This window comes from Dermatophilaceae bacterium Sec6.4 (genome assembly GCA_039636865.1).
Taxonomy (GTDB): Bacteria; Actinomycetota; Actinomycetes; order Actinomycetales; family Dermatophilaceae; genus Allobranchiibius.
Window position 1 is genome coordinate 3,322,814 of sequence record CP144172.1, and the last position, 18,253, is coordinate 3,341,066.

Below are 18,253 nucleotides of genomic sequence, written 5' to 3' on the forward strand. Positions count from 1 at the left end.
CATATGACTGCAATAGACCTAGGAGGAGTCGTTGTCGCCACCACCCTGGCGTTCGCTCCCGATGATGCGGCACCAGGCGGCCTGGCCGTCGACTACGACAAGTTCGGCGAGCATGTCGACTTCCTGATGAGCAGCGGCTGCCGAGGGGTAGGACCCAACGGCTCACTGGGTGAGTACTCATCACTGACCGAGGACGAACGACGCAAGGTCGTCGAGGTTGCGGTGGACGCGGTTGACGGACGCGGTCTGGTGATCGCCGGGGCGCACGGAGTCGGCTGGCATCAGGCCCAGGTTTGGGCGCAGCAGGCGCAGTCCGCGGGAGCCGACGCAGTCCTGCTGCTGCCGCCGACCATGTACCGCGCCAATGAGCAGGAAGTGGTGACCCACTACGAGAAGGTTGCTGAGATCGGCATGCCGATCATGGCCTACAACAACCCTTTCGACACCAAGGTGGACCTGACGCCGGCTCTGGTGGCGCGGTTGTCGCAGATCCCCGAGGTCGTGGCGATCAAAGAATTCTCCGGCGATGTGCGCCGTGTCTTCGAGATCAAGGAACTCTGCGATATCGACATCATCGCCGGGGCGGACGATGTGCTCTTCGAGCTGTTGATCGACGGCGCGGTCGGCTGGTTCGCCGGCTATCCGAACGCGTTCCCCAAGGAGGCGGTGCAGTTGTACGAACTGTGCGCCTCAGGACACTGGGAGCAGGCGCGCACCCTGTACCAGCAGCTGGTCACTGTGTTCCGTTGGGATTCGCGCACCGAGTTCGTCCAGGCGATCAAGTTGTCCATGGACATCTGTGGGCACTCCTACGGTGGGCCCACCCGCCCGCCGCGCGGCCCGCTGAGTTCGGCTCAGACAGCCCAGGTGAAGGCCGACACCGAGCGGGCCATCGCAGCGATTCAGCGCTGACCCGGGCACCGGAGGTCTCCACCATGCGATCTACGCGCACGCTGCACACCGTCGAGTCCCACACCGAAGGCATGCCGACCCGCGTGGTGGTCGGTGGTGTCGGGGTGATTCCTGGTGCCACGATGAACGACAAGCGGTTGTATTTCATCGAGCATTTGGACCATCTGCGCAGATTCCTGATGAACGAGCCGCGGGGTCATTCCTCGATGTCCGGCGCCATCCTGCAGCCATCCACCCGACCCGACTGCGACACCGGGGTGATCTACATCGAGGCCAGTGGCTGCCTGCCGATGTGCGGACACGGGACAATGGGGGTGGCCACAGTGCTGGTCGAGACCGGCATGGTGCCCGTGTTGTCGCCGGTCACGCAGATCAGACTGGACACCCCGGCCGGTCTCGTGGTGGCCAGCGTTGCTGTCGACGACGGCCGCGCGACATCGGTCACGCTGCAGAACGTCCCCAGCTTCGTGGAGCGTCTTGATCGGTACATCGACGTCCCCGGGGTGGGTGAGGTGCCTTACTCGGTCGCCTTCGGGGGCAACTTCTACGCGTTGGTCCAGTTGGACCGGATCGGGCTTTCCTTCGACCGGGCTCAACAGCAGCAGATCCTGACGGCCGGTCTGGCGATCATGGCGGCGATCAACGAGCAGGAGCCCCCGCACCACCCCTTCATCGAAGGGGTCGATCACGTTCATCACGTGGAGTTCATTGCTCCCGGCTCGGACGCCAGCCGGTCCCGGCATGCCATGGCGATCCACCCTGGGTGGTTCGACCGGTCGCCGTGCGGAACCGGAACCTGCGCGAGGATGGCGGAGTTGTATGCCCGTGGCGAGTTGGCACTGAATACCGAGTTCAGCAACGAGTCGTTCATCGGCACCACCTTCACCGGGCTGTTGCGCTCGACCACCACGGTCGGCCCGTACGACGCCGTTGTACCGCAGATCACCGGCCGTGCGTGGGTCACCGGCACCGCGCAGTACCACCTCGACCCGAGCGACCCTTTCCCATCCGGATTCCAGTTCTAGGAGACACCGTGAGCACCTTGGACATCGTTCTGTCAGCAGCCGCGGCTGCGGCACCCCTCTTCGCCGCCACCAGCCCACGGGATCGCGCAGCCGCCCTCGTTCGGGTCGCCGACACCCTTGATGCCCACGGGGACGAGATCGTCGCGCTCGGCACGCAGGAGACCGGCCTTACCGAAGCCCGTCTGCGTGGAGAGTTGAAACGTACGTCTTCCCAGCTGAGACTCTTCGCCGAGGTGGTTGTCGAGGGCGCGTATCTGGACGCCCGGATCGATGAGCGTGACCCCGACTACGTCATCGGGGCGCGACCCGACGTACGCCGTGTCAACGTCCCGGTCGGCCCGGTCCTGATCTTCGCCGCTTCGAACTTCCCGCTGGCCTTTTCGGTCGCCGGTGGCGACACCGCTGCTGCTCTGGCAGGAGGTAATCCGGTGGTGGTCAAGGCGCACGACGGCCACCCCGGGCTCAGCGAGTTGACCGGCGCTCTGGTGGCAGGGGCTCTTGCCGAGGCCGGTATGCCGGCCGGCGTCTTCGTTGTGATCCATGACCGGCAGGACGGCGTGCAGGCACTTCAGGACGCACGGATCCGGGCGGCCAGTTTCACCGGTTCGACCGAGGTCGGTCGGATGCTCGCGGACCTCGCAGCCGCCCGCGCAGTGCCGATCCCGTTCTACGGAGAGCTGGGCAGCGTCAATCCGGTCGTGGTGACCCCTGCGGCCATCGCCGAGGACGCCGAGGTCATTGCGCGTAGCTTCATCGCCTCGGTCACCGGTTCCACCGGCCAGTTGTGCACCAAACCCGGATTTCTGCTCGTGCCGGACCTCGCGCCATTGCGTGAGGTCCTGGTGCAGGAGGCGAGCGCAGTGGTCGAGAGCCGACAGCTCACCACGGGCATTGCAGACGGTTACCGCCGCCGCCGTTCTGAAGTGCTCGCGACGAGCGGTGTCCGCGTCCTCGTCGAGGGCGGGGTAAAGGAAGGACCCGACGGGCAGGGCTGGGTCACCCCGACCGTGGTCTGCACCACGCTCAGCGAGCTCCTCACGGCGGGCCCAGATCTGCTCGAGGAGAGCTTCGGCCCGCTGTCGGTGGTCGTGGAGTACGAGGACCTCGCGGCGGTGACTGAGGCGATCCCCCAGCTGTTCCCGGGCAATCTGACGGCCACCCTGCACGCGGGCGCGGACGAGGACCTGCCCGCGCTGCAGCCGTTGGTCGCCGCCTTGTCCCGGACCAGTGGCCGGGTGCTCTTCGGCGGGTGGCCCACCGGTGTGTCGGTCACGCCAGCCATGCAGCACGGTGGCCCGTATCCGGCCACGACCACCGATGCGACATCGGTCGGCACCGCTGCTATAACCCGCTTCCTGCGCGCAGTTGCCTATCAGGACGCCCCGCAGCAGCTGTTGCCGGCGTCGCTGCGGGACGACAATCCGTGGCAGGTTCCACAACGACGCAGCCCGGCCGGGCTGTCCACCGGTTGGGGTCTGCTGACCGGCAGATACTGATGGCCCGCCCGGGCCTGCCCTGGCTCGACGCCGAGCTGATCCACTCGGCGCTCCGGCCACGTGCCGCTGTAGATGCTTTGGCCGAAGCACTGCGCGGTGGCCTGGACCCCAGCGCGGGAGCCTCACGGTCGATCATCTCGATGGCACACGGAGAGCTGCTGATGATGCCTGCGGAGTACGCCGATGTGGCAGGAGTGAAACTGGCCACCGTCGCACCACAGAATCCAGCGAATGGGCGGCCCCGGGTGCAGGGCATCTTCGTGTTGCTCGACTCCCAGACCTTGACCCCTACCGCAATACTGGATGGCATCGAGTTGACGGCGCTGCGTACACCCGCAGTCTCACTTCTGGCTGCCCGCGACCGCTTGCTGGCACACACCGATCCACTGGACATCCTCGTCTTCGGAGCTGGTCCGCAGGCAGTCAGGCATGTCGAGACCACCCACGATGTCCTGGCAGATCACCGCGCGCTGGCCTCTGTCACGTACGTGTGCCGACACCCCGCGCGGGCGCAGGTGCCCGATATCGCAGGACTGCGCCCCCGTGTACTCGTGGCGGCTGAGGCAGCCGATCTGATTGTTTCGGCAGGGCTGATTGTCTGTGCCACCACCGCCGAAGATCCCCTCTTCGATGGTGCAGCCGTCCGAGACGACGTGATCGTCCTCGCGGTCGGCGCACACCACCGCAGCGCCCGCGAGGTGGACGATGCGCTGATCAGCAGGTCGTGTGTGGTCGTGGAGGATGTCGTGACAGCGAAACGTGAGGCCGGAGACATCGCTCTCGCTCTCGTGTCAGGGGCCCTCAGGGAGGAGCGGATCATCGCGCTGGCGCGCGCGGTACGTGAGCCGGCTCTGGTGGCAACCGACGCGCCGTTGTTCTTCAAATCTGTGGGAATGGGCTGGCAGGACGTGGTGGTCGCCCGGGCGGTGCTCGGCGCTCTCGAGGACGGCGCACTGCAGAGTTGACGCCCTTCAGCGCGTCGAGCTCGGTTCCTCGTCGCCGGTTGCCCACGTGGTCCGCACCCGGTTGATATGTCGCGCGGTCAGCTGTTGGATGCCCGCGACGTCACCATCCAGAGCGAGGCCGACCAACTCCCGGTGTTCGGTCGCCGTAGCGATCACATGGCCCGAGGCCGCAGCCTTCTCCAGACCGTAGAGGCGGCTTCGCCCCCGCAGTTCCCCCACGGTACGCACCAGCGAAGCGTTCCCGCCCAAGGCGAGGAAGCCAAGGTGGAATTCGTTATCGATCTTGATGTAGGCCACGAGGTCACCGGCCAGAGCCGCCTTCCGGACCTGCCCGGCAAGCACCAGTAGCCGTTCCAGCTCGGTGCGCATCCACTCCTGGAAAGAGGCTGCGATCTGACCCATCGTCGGTACCTCGAGCAGCAGCCGCACCTCGACCAGCTCGTCGAGCTCGGCCCCGCTGAGTTGTAAGACCCGGAAGCCCTTGTTGCGCACGACTTCGACCATATTTTCGCGCGCCAGCTCGATCATGGCCTCGCGGACCGGGGTGGCTGAGACGCCGAATGCCTCGGCCAACGTCGGCGCGGAGATGATCTCATTCGGCTTCAACGCGCCCGAGATGAGTGCGGCGCGTAGCGCCTGCAGGACATCCTCGCGGGCACTGGACCGCCTGATCGCGCTGAGGGGTTCTGAGCGCTGCACAACAGCTCCTTCGTTCCTGTCTTTCGCTCCCGCCCGGACGCAGCCTCGGTGGTTGAATCGGCGCGACGTAACGAAGAGCTAACGGTTCTTTCAAACCCTCGACATGTGACATTGCACACAATACTCTCCCGACAGGAGGTATTACCTGTGACCCTGACCGACGGTACCAAAGGCGTCGACACCTTTACCGGTATCGACCTGCAACACCTTACAAAACGTTTCGGCGACAACTTGGTGCTGGACGACGTTTCGCTGCGCGTCGAGCCTGGCAGCGTCACTGCCCTGATCGGCCCGTCAGGCGCCGGTAAGAGCACATTCCTACGCTGCATCAACCTGCTCGAAATCCCCGATTCCGGGTCGATTCAAGTCGCCCATCACACCATTGAGCCGGGCAAAGAAATTCGCCCCCGGGATCTGGCTGCGCTGCGACGAACTGTCGGAATGGTGTTTCAGTCCTTCAACCTTTTCCCACACATGTCCGTGCTGGAAAATGTGAGTTTCCCGCAGCGCAAAGTTCTGGGGCGCAGCCGTACCGAAGCCGACGAACGGTCGATGCAGCTGCTCGAACGGGTCGGCCTGCCGGAGAAGGCGAAAGAATTCCCACAGCGATGCTCCGGTGGGCAGCAGCAGCGGATCGCAATCGCCCGGGCGCTCGCTCTCGATCCGAGCATTATGCTCTTCGATGAGCCGACATCGGCCATTGATCCTGAGGTCGGGCTCGAGGTACTCGCAGTGATGCGCGAGCTGGCCGAAGAAGGCATGACGATGCTGATCGTGACGCACGAGATGCAGTTCGCCCGTGACGTCTCAGACACGCTGGTCGTCATGGCGGACTGCAAGATCGTCGAACAGGGCGATCCACGCGAGATCATGAGTAATCCCAGCAACGCGCGGACTCGGCAGTTCCTACGGGCTGTCCTGGAGCGGTGAAATGGGAGTCTTCACTGCCGTCCTGGACGGCCTACCCACGACATTGTGGTTGACGTTTTCTTCCTTCGTCGTCGGCGCGATCCTCGCGATACCACTGGCCCTCGGCCTTCGGTCACGGTTTGCAGTGACCCGGCTCGCGTGTCGCCTGTTCGTCGATTTCGTGCGCGGCGTGCCGATCATCGTGTGGCTCTTCCTGATCAAATTCGGCGTCAATGTCGGCGCCTTCCACTTCAGTCCGCTCAAGTCGGCCATCATCGGCCTCAGCATTGTCTCCACGGCCTACCTCGCAGAGATTTATCGAGGTGGATTGCAGACCGTCCCGGCCGGACAGGTAGAAGCCGCCCAGGCACTCGGTCTTTCCTCCCGGGTGTCGTTCGCCCGGATCATCGCACCGCAAGGGCTGCGAATCGTCTCCCCCTCTGTCGCGACCTACCTCATCGGGCTTTTCAAGGACACGTCCATCGCCTCGACAATCATCGTTCCCGAAATGGTCTTCCAGGCGCAGTCCTTTTCTCGCCAACACCCGACAGCCGAAGGGATCCTCCCCTACATCTACGCGGGTCTGCTCTACATCGTGCTGAGCCTGCCCGTCGCCTACCTGGCACGACGACTTGACCGACGGATGCGGGAGGGGATCCTCTGATGGGCTGGCTCAACGATTGGGTGAGTTACCTACCCACCATGCTCGGCGGACTGAAATACAGCGCGTTCATCGCAGTGGTGACGATTGTCGTTGGCTACCCCATCGGGCTCGGACTCAGCATGATGGTCACGTCGCGACATTTCGCAGTCCGCACCATTGGTCTGGCCATCGTCGAAATCGGCCGAGGTGCTCCGGCTCTCGTAGTGCTCTACCTGGTGTATTACGGGCTACCCCGCTTCGGGATCACCTTCGGCAGCGTCACGGCCGCGTGCGTGGGACTGACATTCAACTCTGCGGCCTACTCCAGCGAAATGATGCGCGGCGGTATCCAGGCAGTGCCGCGCGGTCAACTCGAGGCAGCCTCAGCCCTGGGGCTGAGTCAGTCTTCTACCTTCCGCCGGGTCATCCTGCCGCAGGGACTGCGCTCAGCGATCCCCGGTCTGATGGGCCTTGCGATTCAGATGTTCCAGGGCACGTCGCTGGCCTATGCGATCGCGGTGCCCGAGCTGATGAAGACCGCTTACAACATCGGCAGTCAGAATTTCGACTACCTCAAGGTCTTCATGCTGGCTGGGTTGGTCTATGCCGCAGTCTCTATGCCGGCAACGTGGATCACCGTCTACTTCGAACGTCGAATGTCCCGCCGTTACGCCTAGGACCCACTCGTGACCATCGAGCAGGTCAGGAACCGGGGCTACCTGCCCTTGTCCACCGAACCGACCAAGATTGAAACCTGAAAGGCACCCATGTTGTTCTCGCACCGCAAGATAGCCGTTACAGTCGCGGTCGCCGCGGCCGCCGGATCCGTCCTGACCGGCTGCGGAAGCAGCTCGTCGAAGGCAGGCGGCACCACTTCCAACTGCACGCCCGTGCACAAAGGGATCAAAACCGTCACCAGCGGCAGTCTGACGGTCGGGGTCATCGATATCCCACCGCTCAGCAGTTACAACAGCGGTGATCCCAAGGGCGTAGATGTCTCGATCGTCAAAAAGATTGCCAAGGAGGAATGCCTCAAGCCCGTCTGGCAGCAGGCGACCTACGCCGATGCGATCCAGTCGATATCCGGCAGTCGGATCGACATGGCCATCGGCAGTATCGATGCGACCGCGAAACGTGGTGCGGCGGTTGACTTCTCCGCTTCCACCTACCTCGACGGCATGGGTATCGCAGCGAAGACCGACGTGAGCACGATCGACCAGCTGGCCAAGGTCGGCAACGTCGGCACCGTTGACGGCTACCTGTGGGTGAACGACCTGAAGAAGATCCTCGGCAGCAAGCTCAAGACCTACCCGAGCAGCGTCGAACTGAAAGCCGACCTGGACGCGGGCCGTATTCAGGCGAGTGTCGACGCTTATCCCGTTCTGGTCACCGAGTACCCGAAAGGATCCGCTTTCAAGATCGAACTCGCGAACAAGCACCCTGACCCGCGAGTTCAGGCAATTGTGAAAGCGCCTGAGGCTGCATTCCCCTTGACCAAGGGGAACACCTCGTTGAAGACCGCCACCAGCGAGGACATCGTGAAGATGCGCAAGGACGGGACGCTCGGCGGTTTCCTCAAGGATGCCGGTCTCGACCCCAAGTTGGCCGATGTGGGCGCCACCCAGTACATCGTTCCTGCCAGCTGAACGCGTGAGTGAGCGGGTCGGTACGGGGTTCCTCCAGCCGTACCGACCCGCTCACTCCGTTACCGACTCGTGATCCTCACATTCGCGACGTCAGTCTCCAGCCGGATTCGTTCACGCCGGTGAGGCCCAGGCGGGGGTCCTCACCAAAGACATCGGGTTCGAACAACCCAGCACCGGTTGAACACAACGATTTCCACTGAAGGATCACGTACGACCGTCGCAGCACATCACACTATTGCATCAATGGCTGTGCGGGTCACCGCTCAAGTATTGCGGCTCCGGGTTTTCCTCTTTTGGCGAGAATGGGCCGAACGCGCCGTCGTACAATTCAGGATCGCCTTTGACAAGGCTGGATAGTCATTCGAGAGAATTCTCAGATTCTCTCCGTAAGAATCTGCAATCTACCCATAAAACGGTGCCCTATTCCCCCTTACGCCACTACTGGGCCACCATCTCATCAATTATTTCTTCTCGTACATTGTCAGTTGAAACCTGCGGGCTCACGCACCGTGTAAGCCGACTCCAGGCGGGTGCATTCGTCCTCGGAAAGCTCCAGGTCGACGGCCTTGATCGCGTCAGCCAGATGGGCCTGCTTCGTCGCACCGATGATCGGCGCACTCACCACCGGGTTGCGCAGCACCCACGCGAGCGCGACCTGCGCCCGGCTCACGCCGCGCTCAGTCGCCACGGCGGCTACCTCGTCGACGATCGCCTCGTCCGTTTGCAGGTACAGCGTCTTACCGAACTCGTCGGTCTCGCTGCGGTCGCTGGTGGCGTCCCAGTCGCGGGTCAGTTTCCCTCGCGCCAACGGTGACCACGGGATCGAGCCGATCCCTTCATCGGCCAGCAGCGGGAACATCTCGCGCTCTTCCTCGCGCTGCAGCAGGTTGTAGTGGTCCTGCATAGTGACGAACCGGGTCCACCCGCCCAGGTCGGCGACGTGTAGCGCCTTCGCGAACTGCCACGCCCACATCGACGACGCACCGATGTACCGCGCCTTACCGGACCTGACCACATCGTGCAGCGCCTGCATCGTCTCTTCGATCGGCGTATGCGGATCCCAGCGGTGGATTTGGTAGAGGTCGACGTAGTCAGTGCCGAGGCGGGTCAGGCTGGCGTCGATCTGCGACATCACGGCGCCTCGCGAGAGTCCGGCGCCGTTCGGTCCGGGACCCATCCGGCCGTTGAGCTTGGTGGCGATGACCACTTCCTCGCGCCGCGCGAAGTCCTTCAGAGCGCGGCCGGTGATCTCCTCGGAGCTACCGTCGCTGTAGACGTTGGCGGTGTCGAAGAAGGTGATGCCCGCCTCGACGGCCGCCTTGAAGAACGGTCTGCTGGCCTCTTCGGTCAGACTCCACGGGTGCGCACCACGGTCAGGCTCGCCGTAACTCATGCAGCCCAGCGCGATCCGCGAAATCTGCATACCCGTCGTACCGAGTCGGGTGTACTCCATGGCCTTGTCCCCTCACGTCGAATGTTCGGTCCCGTTCGACCGTACGCCGCGACACACCCCGTCGTGGAGTGGACGGGGACCGGATCGGGTCGGTCGCTCGCCTACCCTGGGCGCATGACGCGCACCGCTTGGGGTCATGGCCTCATGACCACGACGTACGCCGGCACGGTCCTGGACACCTGGTACCCGACGCCGGCCCTCGGCGACGCACCGGCCGACGACCCGTACTCGACACCGGCCAACTTCGCCGCACTCGCCGGCGACGACATTGCCCGACAGGTCAAGACTGCGATCGTGCTGACCGAGGTCGATCTCGACACTCCGCCGGTCGATGTGCCCGACGCCTACCTGCGTCTGCACCTGCTCTCCCACCGGCTCGTGCTCCCCAACACCGTCAACCTCGACGGTTTATTCGGGGTTCTTGCCAACGTGGTCTGGACCAGTGCAGGCCCGTGCGACGTCACCGATTTCGAACAGACCCGGATGCGGTTGAAGCTCGCCGGCCCGCTACACGTCTACGGCATCGACAAATTCCCCCGGATGACCGATTACGTCACCCCCTCCGGCGTGCGGATCGCGGATGCCGACCGGGTTCGCCTGGGCGCGCACCTCGCGCCGGGCACCACCGTCATGCATGAAGGCTTCTGCAACTTCAACGCCGGCACGCTGGGCACCTCGATGGTCGAGGGACGCATCGTGCAGGGCGTCGTCGTGGGCGACGGCAGCGACATCGGCGGTGGCGCGTCGATCATGGGCACCCTGTCCGGTGGCGGAAGCGACCGTGTATCGATCGGTGAGCGCTGCCTCGTCGGCGCCGAGGCCGGCGTCGGTATCTCACTCGGTGACGACTGTGTCATCGAGGCGGGCCTCTACGTCACCGCCGGCACGAAAGTGACTCTGGACGACGGTTCGGTCCTCAAGGCACGGGAACTCTCAGGACGGTCCGGGATGTTGTTCCTACGCGACTCCACCACCGGTGTCGTGCGCTGCCGAGGACGCAAGGGCCACGGCATCACGTTGAACGACGCGTTACACCAGAACTGAAAGCACCCAGATTCCTCAATGGCATTTCGCAAGAAGAAGGATCGGCAGGGCCACGATCGCGAGTTCGACGGGCTGTACGACGACGCAGACGGGGCATACGAGGACCACGACCACGACAATGCCGACCCCGTCTCATCCACCTTCGAATTCCACGATGCGCCCCCGCGCCGGAGGGGATGCGCATGGGCCGCCGGTTGCCTGATTCCGGTGCTGGTCGTCGCCGGTGTCGCAGGCGGTGCGTACTACGGCTACCAGCATCTGCTGGATAATTTCGGCTCACCCAGCTGCGAGTTCACGGCGACCGGGAACGTCAGCTACTCCCCCGAACAGTCCGCGAACGCCGCCACCGTCGTGCAAGTCGCGACCGTCAAAGAACAGTTGCCCAGCCGCGCCGGGGAGATCGGCGTAGCGACCGCGATCACCGAATCGAAGTTGCGCAACCTCAAGTACGGCGACCTCGACTCCCTGGGGCTCTTCCAGCAGCGCCCCAGCCAGGGATGGGGCACCCAGGACCAGATCCTGGACCCGGTCTACGCATCGACCACCTTCTACAACAGGCTCGCAAACATCACCGACTGGCAGAAGCAACCGATCGAAGTGGCCGCGCAGGAAGTACAGCGCTCCGCGTTCCCTTCGGCGTACGCCGACCACGTCACCGCGGCCGAGATCCTCACCGCCTCGCTGGACGGGAGTCACCGTGAAGCAGTGGCCTGCCGACTGGACCCCGCAACGACCTCGACATCCCCGACCGCTCTGGTCAAGAAAATGAGCAATCAGACCGGCCTCGTGGCGACCGCGGGCAGCGCAGACGTCAGCTTCACGGCCCGCAACGGCGCGCGTGCGTGGGCCCTGGCCGGCTGGGCTGTCACCCACGCCCAGTCCGACGGCATCACGAGCGTGACGGTCGGTGACCGGATGTGGAAACGTCAACGCGGACGTGGCGGCGCGACCTGGACGGCAGCCACGCGAGCCGCCGGCTCCCCCACCAGCGTGCGTATCGAGCTCGCCGGCCGCTGAGCCGCTCTCCCGCATCCGTCGTTGTGGTCGATGGCGACCAAAAAAGCCCGTATTCGTCTCGTTCTTCGCGCGTTCACGTCGGTGACGACCCAAACGCCGGCGACGCCAACGCTGGCAGCGCCGGGCATGACGAACGGCCGGTCGACCCCGAGGGGGCGACCGGCCGTGTCGTACACCTACGTCGTGCCGCCTATGCGGACAGGCCGCGCATGATCTCGCGCATCAGCTCTGCGGTGGCGGATGGCGTCTTGCCGACCTTGACGCCGGCTGCCTCCAGCGCCTCCTGCTTGGCAGCGGCGGTGCCGGATGAGCCGGACACGATCGCGCCTGCGTGACCCATCGTCTTGCCCTCCGGAGCCGTGAAACCCGCCACGTAGCCGACCACTGGTTTGGTGACGTGATCCTTGATGTAGGCCGCCGCGCGTTCTTCGGCGTCGCCGCCGATCTCACCGATCATCACGATCGCGTCGGTTTCGTCATCGGCTTCGAATGCTGCCAGGCAGTCGATGTGGGTGGTACCGATGACCGGGTCGCCGCCGATACCGACAGCGGTGGAGAAACCGAAATCGCGCAGCTCGTACATCATCTGGTAGGTCAGCGTGCCGGACTTGGAGACCAGCCCGATCCGACCGGGCCCGGCTATGTCACCCGGGATGATGCCCACGTTGGACTTGCCAGGGCTCATCAGCCCGGGGCAGTTGGGGCCGACGATCCTGGTCTTGCCCGAAGCCAGCGCATGCGCGTAGAACTCAGCGGAGTCCTTGACCGCGATGCCCTCGGTGATGACGACGACCAACGGCATCGCGGCATCGACGGCTTCGACGACGGCCGCGCGAGCGAATGCCGGGGGGACGAAGACGACCGACACGTTGGCGCCGGTCTGCTTCATCGCATCTTCGACACTGCCGAAGACGGGGATCGTGGTGCCGTCGATATCGACGGACTGGCCCGCCTTGCGCGGGTTCACGCCCCCGACGACGTTCGTGCCGTCACCGAGCATCAACTTCGTGTGCTTCATACCGACCGCGCCGGTCATGCCTTGTACGACGACCTTGGAGTCGGCGTTGATAAAGATTGCCATGTGTCTGATCCGTTCTGGTCTGTTCGGTGAGCTCAGTCAGCTCGGTCAGCGGGCGGCGAGCTCGGCGGCCTTGGCCGCAGCGCCGTCCATGGTCTCTTCGATGCTCACCAGCGGGTGGTCGCGCTCGGCGAGGATACGTCGGCCTTCGATGACGTTGTTGCCGTCGAGGCGGACGACGAGGGGCTTGGTGGCGCTGTCACCCAGCGCGTCCAGCGCGCCCACGATGCCGTTGGCGACTTCGTCACACGCTGTGATGCCACCGAACACGTTGACGAACACCGACTTCACCTGCGGGTCGCCCAGGATGATCCCGAGTCCGTTGGCCATCACCTCTGCGCTCGCGCCGCCACCGATGTCCAGGAAGTTGGCCGGCTTGGGATGTGCGCCCTGGCCGTTGGTGATCTTCTCGCCCGCGTAAGCGACGACATCCAAGGTCGACATGACCAGACCCGCACCGTTACCGATGATGCCCACGTCGCCGTCGAGCTTGACGTAGTTGAGGCCCTTGGACTTCGCCTGCGCCTCCAAGGGGTCCGCGGCAGCGGAGTCTTCCAGGCCTGCGTGATCGGGGTGGCGGAAGCCGGCGTTCTCGTCGATGGTGACCTTGCCGTCCAGCGCCACGATCTTGCCGTCAGCGGTCTGCACAAGCGGGTTGACCTCGACCAGCGTGGCATCCTCCTCGCGGTAGACGTCCCACAGCTTCTGCAGGACCGGGGCGACTTTGGCACCGGTCTCCGCATCGAAACCTGCTTCGCGCACGATCTCGGCGGCCTTCGCCTCGTCGATGCCGACCATCGGGTCGACGGCGACCTTGGCAAGTGCCTCGGGCCGCTCGACAGCCAGCTGCTCGATCTCGACGCCGCCCTCGACGGAACACATCGCGAGGTAGGTGCGGTTGGAGCGATCCAGCAGAATCGAGAAGTAGTACTCATGTTCGATCTGTGCGCCGGCCGCGATCATCACGGTGCCGACGGTGTGTCCCTTGATGTCCATGCCGAGGATCTGCTCGGCGTACGTCTGCGCATCAGCAGGGGTCTTGGCTACCTTGACCCCGCCGGCCTTGCCGCGCCCGCCGGTCTTGACCTGAGCCTTGACCACGGTGACACCGCCGCCGCCGACCTCTTGTGCAGCCGCTTCCGCCTGCGATGCGTCGGTGATCGTCTTGCCCGCGAGTACTGGCACGCCATGTGCCTCAAACATGTCGCGTGCCTGGTATTCGAAAAGATCCACGTCAGATACGTCCTGCCCATCGAGTATGTGAATTGCTTCGGACTGTATCGCCCCTACGCGGGGGCAAAACGCCACCGACCGCGCATCGACCGGGTATCAGCCCTGCCCGACATGCTCGCGCACCCAGCTGACGATTTCGACAGTGGTGGCGCCAGGGGTGAAAACCGTGCCGACCCCCATCTGCGCCAGTTGCGGGAGGTCCTCCTGAGGAATGATGCCGCCACCGAACACGACGATGTCCTGCGCATCGCGTTCCTTGAGCAGCGCGGTCACCTTTGCGAAGAGCGTCATGTGCGCACCCGAAAGCACCGACAGACCGACCGCATCAGCATCCTCCTGGATGGCGGCCTCCACGATTTGCTCCGGCGTTTGATGCAGCCCGGTGTAGATGACCTCCATGCCCGCATCTCGCAGTGCGCGGGCAACGACCTTCGCTCCACGATCGTGGCCGTCGAGCCCAGGCTTGGCTACAACGATTCGCAGCGGGCGGTCAGCGATATTGCTCATTTACGCAGCGTACCGGGGGCGCGCACCACCAGATGAGACACTCGTCACCGGCCGGCTTTCGGCACTCAACTTTTACTGGCTGGCAACGTCACGGTACGGTAACGACGCGCGGCTTCAGATGACCTGTGAGCCGCAGGGCCAGTCCGAATCCGGTCTTTCGCATGGCCCACCACGGAGAGAGAGCAATTTGTGAGTCGTGCTGTCGGGCGTCACAGCGCCAGTAACCATAGTCAGCACACCGCGCCTGCACCAGGCACCGCGATTCTCCCCTCGGCCCACGCGACCCGTGCTGCCGCACGTGCGGCGGCCGCACGCCGCCCCTCCGTAGCTGCTCGCGTTCGAGCGGTGTCCCTTCCGGGCGTAGCTGCTGTGACTGTCGGCATCGTTGCCATCGGGGCCGCTGGCGCGACCACCTTCGACGGTGCACCTGCCGCGGCAGGCGGCCCGACCTACCAGGCTGCGGTTGCAGCGTTCTCGGCCCGGCCCGTCTCCAACCGGATCCTGCCGACCCCGGCACCCACGCATTCCAGGCTCACCGCCGCAAACCTTTCGCCGTCCGCTGACTCCATGCTCGAGGCCTCCATCGAGGCCGAGAAGCCGGTCGTGCCGCCGCCCGCGAAACCAGCGGTGAAAGCCCGGTCGAAGGCCGTCACGTCTCGCACCCTCGCGCAGCGCCGTGGTGCGACCAGCGCCGCCAAAGGCAGCGCCGCGGGCTGGGTGTGCGCGATCTCAGGGTGCGGTGGCACGTTCACCTCGCCCTTCGGATCACGCTGGGGCACGACGCACCTCGGTGACGATTTCTCCACCCCGGTCGGCACACCTCTGCACGCCCTGAACCGGGCAACCGTGACCGCTGCCGGGATGTACGGCGGTATGGGCAACCGGGTCGAGCTGGACTTCGGAAACGGGGTGAGTGCGGTCTATGCACACATGTCTTCGATCAGCGTGTCACCCGGCCAGCAGCTTTCGGCAGGGCAGCTCATCGGACTTTCCGGCAACACCGGTCACTCCACGGGCCCGCACCTGCACCTGGAGATCCACCTCGGTTCAGTACCGGTCGACCCGGCGCCGTGGTTGCGCGCGCACGGAATTTTCTGAGACCCGCACTCCTTCGCAGGCCCGCGCTTCAGAGTTTGACGACGGGTGCGTACCGCAGCAGTAGGCGCTTGACACCGGTGTCGCCGCCGAAATCAATATGTGCCATGGAACGCTCCCCCTGACCCTCCACCCGCACGACCGTGCCCAGACCGAACGAGTCGTGGGTAACGCGGTCCCCCGCATCCAGTGAGATCACCGGTCGATTGCCCGGGCTGCGAACGCCGGGGCGGGATGCCAGACGCGCGATGGCCGGAATGGAGGAGGGTCGGGTCGAGGTGGTCTGCACCCGCGCCCAGTCGATCAGGCTGCTGGGGATTTCGTCCAGGAAGCGCGATGCCGGGTTGTACTGGGGCGCGCCCCACGCCGAGCGCACCTCAGCCCGGGACAGGTGCAAGCGCTCGCGGGCCCGGGTGATTCCGACGTAGGCGAGGCGACGCTCCTCCTCCAACTCCTTCGGATCACCGAGCGCGCGCAGATGCGGGAAGACGCCGTCCTCCATACCGGTGAGGAAAACAACCGGGAATTCCAGGCCCTTGGCGGTATGCAGGGTCATCAAGGTGATCACGCCCAGGTCCTGTGCCTGGCCCGTGTCGTCCGGGATCTGGTCGCTGTCGGCAACCAGGGAGACCTGCTCCAGGAAATCCTGCAACGATCCCTCGGGGTAGTTGTCATCGAACTCCCGCGCCACCGCCACCAACTCCGACAGGTTCTCCACGCGCGTCTCGTCCTGCGGGTCATGGCTCGCGCGCAGCTCCGAAAGGTACCCCGATCGATCCAGGATCGCTTCGAGCAGATCCCCGACACCACCCACGCTCTGGTGGACCTGCTGCAACCCCTCCATCAGCGCGGTGAACCCTCCGATGGCAGTCACCGAGCGGGTGGCAATACCCGGCGCATCGGCCGCCCGACCCAGTGCAGCGATGAACGGGACGCGCTCCCGCTCCGCCAGGGCGCTCACACAGGCCTCGGCGCGGTCCCCGATCCCACGTTTGGGCGTATTGAGGATCCGGCGCAGATTGACGGTGTCGAGCGGGTTGGACACAACCCGCAGGTAGGCGAGCGCATCCTTGACCTCGCGTCGTTCGTAGAACCGGGTGCCGCCGACGATCTTGTAGGGCAGCCCGACTCGGACGAGCACCTCCTCCAGCGCACGCGACTGGGCATTGGTGCGGTAGAAGACGGCTACGTCCTTGGGCTTGACGCCGTGCTCGTCGCCGAGCAGGTCGATGGTGCGCGCGACGAACGCCGCCTCGTCGTGCTCGGAGTCGGCGACGTATCCGACGATGAGCGCGCCGTCGCCCGCCTCGCTCCACAGGTTCTTCGGGCGACGGTCGGGGTTCTTGGCGATGACCGCATTGGCCGCCGCGAGAATGTTCTGGGTGGACCGGTAGTTCTGCTCGAGCAGGATGGTGCGCGCGTCCGGATAATCCTTCTCGAACTCCACGATGTTGCGAATGGTCGCTCCGCGGAACGCGTAGATCGACTGGTCGGCGTCCCCCACCACACACAACTGCGCGGGCGGCACCACACCGACCGCGTCGTCGTGCACCGCGTGTCCGACGAGCTCCTTGACCAGCGTGTATTGCGCATGGTTGGTGTCCTGGTACTCATCCACCATGACGTGCCGGAAGCGGCGCCGGTAGTGCTCGGCGACGTCTGGGAAGGCCTGCAGGATATTGACGGTCATCATGATGATGTCGTCGAAATCGAGCGCATTGGCCTGCCGGAGTCGTCGTTGATAAGAGGAGTAGGCCTGGGCCAGCATGCGGTCCTGATGGCTGCCTTCAGTCACCTGACCGGCGTAGGTCTCCTCGTCGATCAGTTCGTTCTTGAGGTTGCTCACTTGATGGGTGAACGAACGCGGGGGGTAGCGCTTGATGTCCAGGTCGAGGTCGCGCAGCACCAGGGCCATCAACCGTTGGCTGTCGGCTGCGTCGTAGATCGAGAAAGTGGATTTCAACCCGACCTTCGTTGCCTCCCGCCGCAAAATGCGCACGCAGGCGGAGTGGAAGGTGGAGACCCACATGGCGCGGGCGGCGGGTCCGACCAGAGCCTCCACGCGTTCGCGCATCTCAGCCGCTGCCTTGTTGGTGAAGGTGATCGCCAGGATCTGGCCGGGCTGCGCGCCGCGCTCGGCCAGCAGGTAGGCGATCCGATGGGCCAGGACGCGGGTCTTACCCGACCCGGCACCGGCCACGATCAACAAGGGCGGCCCCTGGTGCAGCACAGCTGCACGCTGCTGAGGGTTGAGGCCCTCGACCAGTTGCTCGCCGGTCAGCCTTCCCGGACCCCGCCGGCCACCGGGCATTCCCGGCGCATCGCCGCCCAGACTCGCCCAGGTCGGCACGCCATGCTCATCAACAGCGTGCTCATCAACAGCGTGCTCATCAACAGCATGCTCATCAACAGCATGCTGCCCAACGGATGGTGGCCGCAGCCGGGCGACCGGCACGGCACCACCCATCTGGGAAGGGGGCATTCCGGGCAGGGGAAGGTCGTGGAACAAGCTGCTCATCTCACCCGTCAGG

At 64.8% G+C, this 18,253-nt stretch carries 17 protein-coding genes; 11 read left to right on the top strand and 6 right to left on the bottom strand.

All coding sequences use genetic code 11. The features are described 5' to 3' along the window. Nucleotides 1-3: 3 nt before the first annotated feature. The 4 genes from V3G39_15860 to V3G39_15875 are packed head-to-tail and all read left to right on the top strand — an operon-like array spanning nt 4 to nt 4,398. Nucleotides 4-912, top strand: coding sequence for a dihydrodipicolinate synthase family protein (locus tag V3G39_15860; GenBank protein ID XAS76102.1), 909 nt, complete (start codon nt 4-6; stop codon nt 910-912). A gap of 23 nt (nt 913-935) precedes the next feature. Further along, a complete protein-coding gene (locus V3G39_15865) occupies nt 936-1,937 on the top strand; it encodes a proline racemase family protein (protein ID XAS76103.1) in 1,002 nt (333 codons plus the stop codon). A gap of 8 nt (nt 1,938-1,945) precedes the next feature. Further along, on the top strand, nt 1,946-3,433 hold the full coding sequence (locus V3G39_15870) for an aldehyde dehydrogenase (NADP(+)) (GenBank protein XAS76104.1): 1,488 nt from the start codon (nt 1,946-1,948) through the stop codon (nt 3,431-3,433). Further along, nucleotides 3,433-4,398, top strand: coding sequence for an ornithine cyclodeaminase family protein (locus V3G39_15875; protein ID XAS76105.1), 966 nt, complete (start codon nt 3,433-3,435; stop codon nt 4,396-4,398). The genes V3G39_15870 and V3G39_15875 overlap by 1 nt, the downstream gene beginning before the upstream one ends. A gap of 6 nt (nt 4,399-4,404) precedes the next feature. On the opposite strand, the gene V3G39_15880 is transcribed toward V3G39_15875, so the two are convergent. Then, nucleotides 4,405-5,097 carry a GntR family transcriptional regulator gene (locus V3G39_15880; GenBank protein XAS76106.1) on the bottom strand — a complete coding sequence of 231 codons (693 nt, stop codon included), beginning with the start codon at nt 5,095-5,097 and terminating at the stop codon, nt 4,405-4,407. Nucleotides 5,098-5,244: 147 nt separating this feature from the next. Here V3G39_15880 and V3G39_15885 point away from each other — a divergent pair, with 147 nt between their 5' ends. The 4 genes from V3G39_15885 to V3G39_15900 all read left to right on the top strand — a co-directional run bounded on the left by V3G39_15885 (nt 5,245) and on the right by V3G39_15900 (nt 8,295). Continuing rightward, nucleotides 5,245-6,027 (top strand): amino acid ABC transporter ATP-binding protein, encoded by a 783-nt coding sequence (locus tag V3G39_15885; GenBank protein ID XAS76107.1) that lies wholly within the window; start codon nt 5,245-5,247, stop codon nt 6,025-6,027. A 1-nt stretch (nt 6,028) separates the two neighbouring features. Continuing rightward, entirely contained in the window at nt 6,029-6,670 is a 642-nt protein-coding gene (locus tag V3G39_15890; GenBank protein ID XAS76108.1) for an amino acid ABC transporter permease, read from the top strand. Further along, on the top strand, nt 6,670-7,326 hold the full coding sequence (locus tag V3G39_15895; GenBank protein XAS76109.1) for an amino acid ABC transporter permease: 657 nt from the start codon (nt 6,670-6,672) through the stop codon (nt 7,324-7,326). The genes V3G39_15890 and V3G39_15895 overlap by 1 nt, the downstream gene beginning before the upstream one ends. A gap of 90 nt (nt 7,327-7,416) precedes the next feature. Then, on the top strand, nt 7,417-8,295 hold the full coding sequence (locus V3G39_15900; protein ID XAS76110.1) for a transporter substrate-binding domain-containing protein: 879 nt from the start codon (nt 7,417-7,419) through the stop codon (nt 8,293-8,295). A gap of 481 nt (nt 8,296-8,776) precedes the next feature. Here the strand turns inward: V3G39_15900 and V3G39_15905 are convergent, their stop codons facing one another. After that, on the bottom strand, nt 8,777-9,748 hold the full coding sequence (locus tag V3G39_15905) for an aldo/keto reductase (protein XAS76111.1): 972 nt from the start codon (nt 9,746-9,748) through the stop codon (nt 8,777-8,779). A gap of 114 nt (nt 9,749-9,862) precedes the next feature. Between V3G39_15905 and dapD the strand changes: the two genes are divergently transcribed. After that, nucleotides 9,863-10,792 (top strand): 2,3,4,5-tetrahydropyridine-2,6-dicarboxylate N-succinyltransferase, encoded by a 930-nt coding sequence (gene dapD / locus V3G39_15910; protein ID XAS76112.1) that lies wholly within the window; start codon nt 9,863-9,865, stop codon nt 10,790-10,792. A gap of 18 nt (nt 10,793-10,810) precedes the next feature. Next, nucleotides 10,811-11,809 (top strand): hypothetical protein, encoded by a 999-nt coding sequence (locus V3G39_15915; GenBank protein ID XAS76113.1) that lies wholly within the window; start codon nt 10,811-10,813, stop codon nt 11,807-11,809. Between the two features lie 190 nt (nt 11,810-11,999). On the opposite strand, the gene sucD is transcribed toward V3G39_15915, so the two are convergent. The 3 genes from sucD to V3G39_15930 form a co-directional block, all read right to left on the bottom strand. Then, nucleotides 12,000-12,890 (bottom strand): succinate--CoA ligase subunit alpha, encoded by an 891-nt coding sequence (gene sucD, locus V3G39_15920; GenBank protein XAS76114.1) that lies wholly within the window; start codon nt 12,888-12,890, stop codon nt 12,000-12,002. A 45-nt stretch (nt 12,891-12,935) separates the two neighbouring features. Continuing rightward, complete coding sequence (sucC, locus tag V3G39_15925; protein ID XAS76115.1) at nt 12,936-14,120, bottom strand: ADP-forming succinate--CoA ligase subunit beta; 1,185 nt, start codon at nt 14,118-14,120, stop codon at nt 12,936-12,938. Between the two features lie 96 nt (nt 14,121-14,216). Then, a complete protein-coding gene (locus V3G39_15930; GenBank protein XAS76116.1) occupies nt 14,217-14,627 on the bottom strand; it encodes a cobalamin B12-binding domain-containing protein in 411 nt (136 codons plus the stop codon). A gap of 345 nt (nt 14,628-14,972) precedes the next feature. Here V3G39_15930 and V3G39_15935 point away from each other — a divergent pair, with 345 nt between their 5' ends. Then, on the top strand, nt 14,973-15,725 hold the full coding sequence (locus V3G39_15935; GenBank protein XAS76117.1) for a M23 family metallopeptidase: 753 nt from the start codon (nt 14,973-14,975) through the stop codon (nt 15,723-15,725). A gap of 28 nt (nt 15,726-15,753) precedes the next feature. On the opposite strand, the gene pcrA is transcribed toward V3G39_15935, so the two are convergent. Further along, nucleotides 15,754-18,240 (bottom strand): DNA helicase PcrA, encoded by a 2,487-nt coding sequence (gene pcrA / locus V3G39_15940; protein ID XAS76118.1) that lies wholly within the window; start codon nt 18,238-18,240, stop codon nt 15,754-15,756. Nucleotides 18,241-18,253 lie beyond the last annotated feature (13 nt).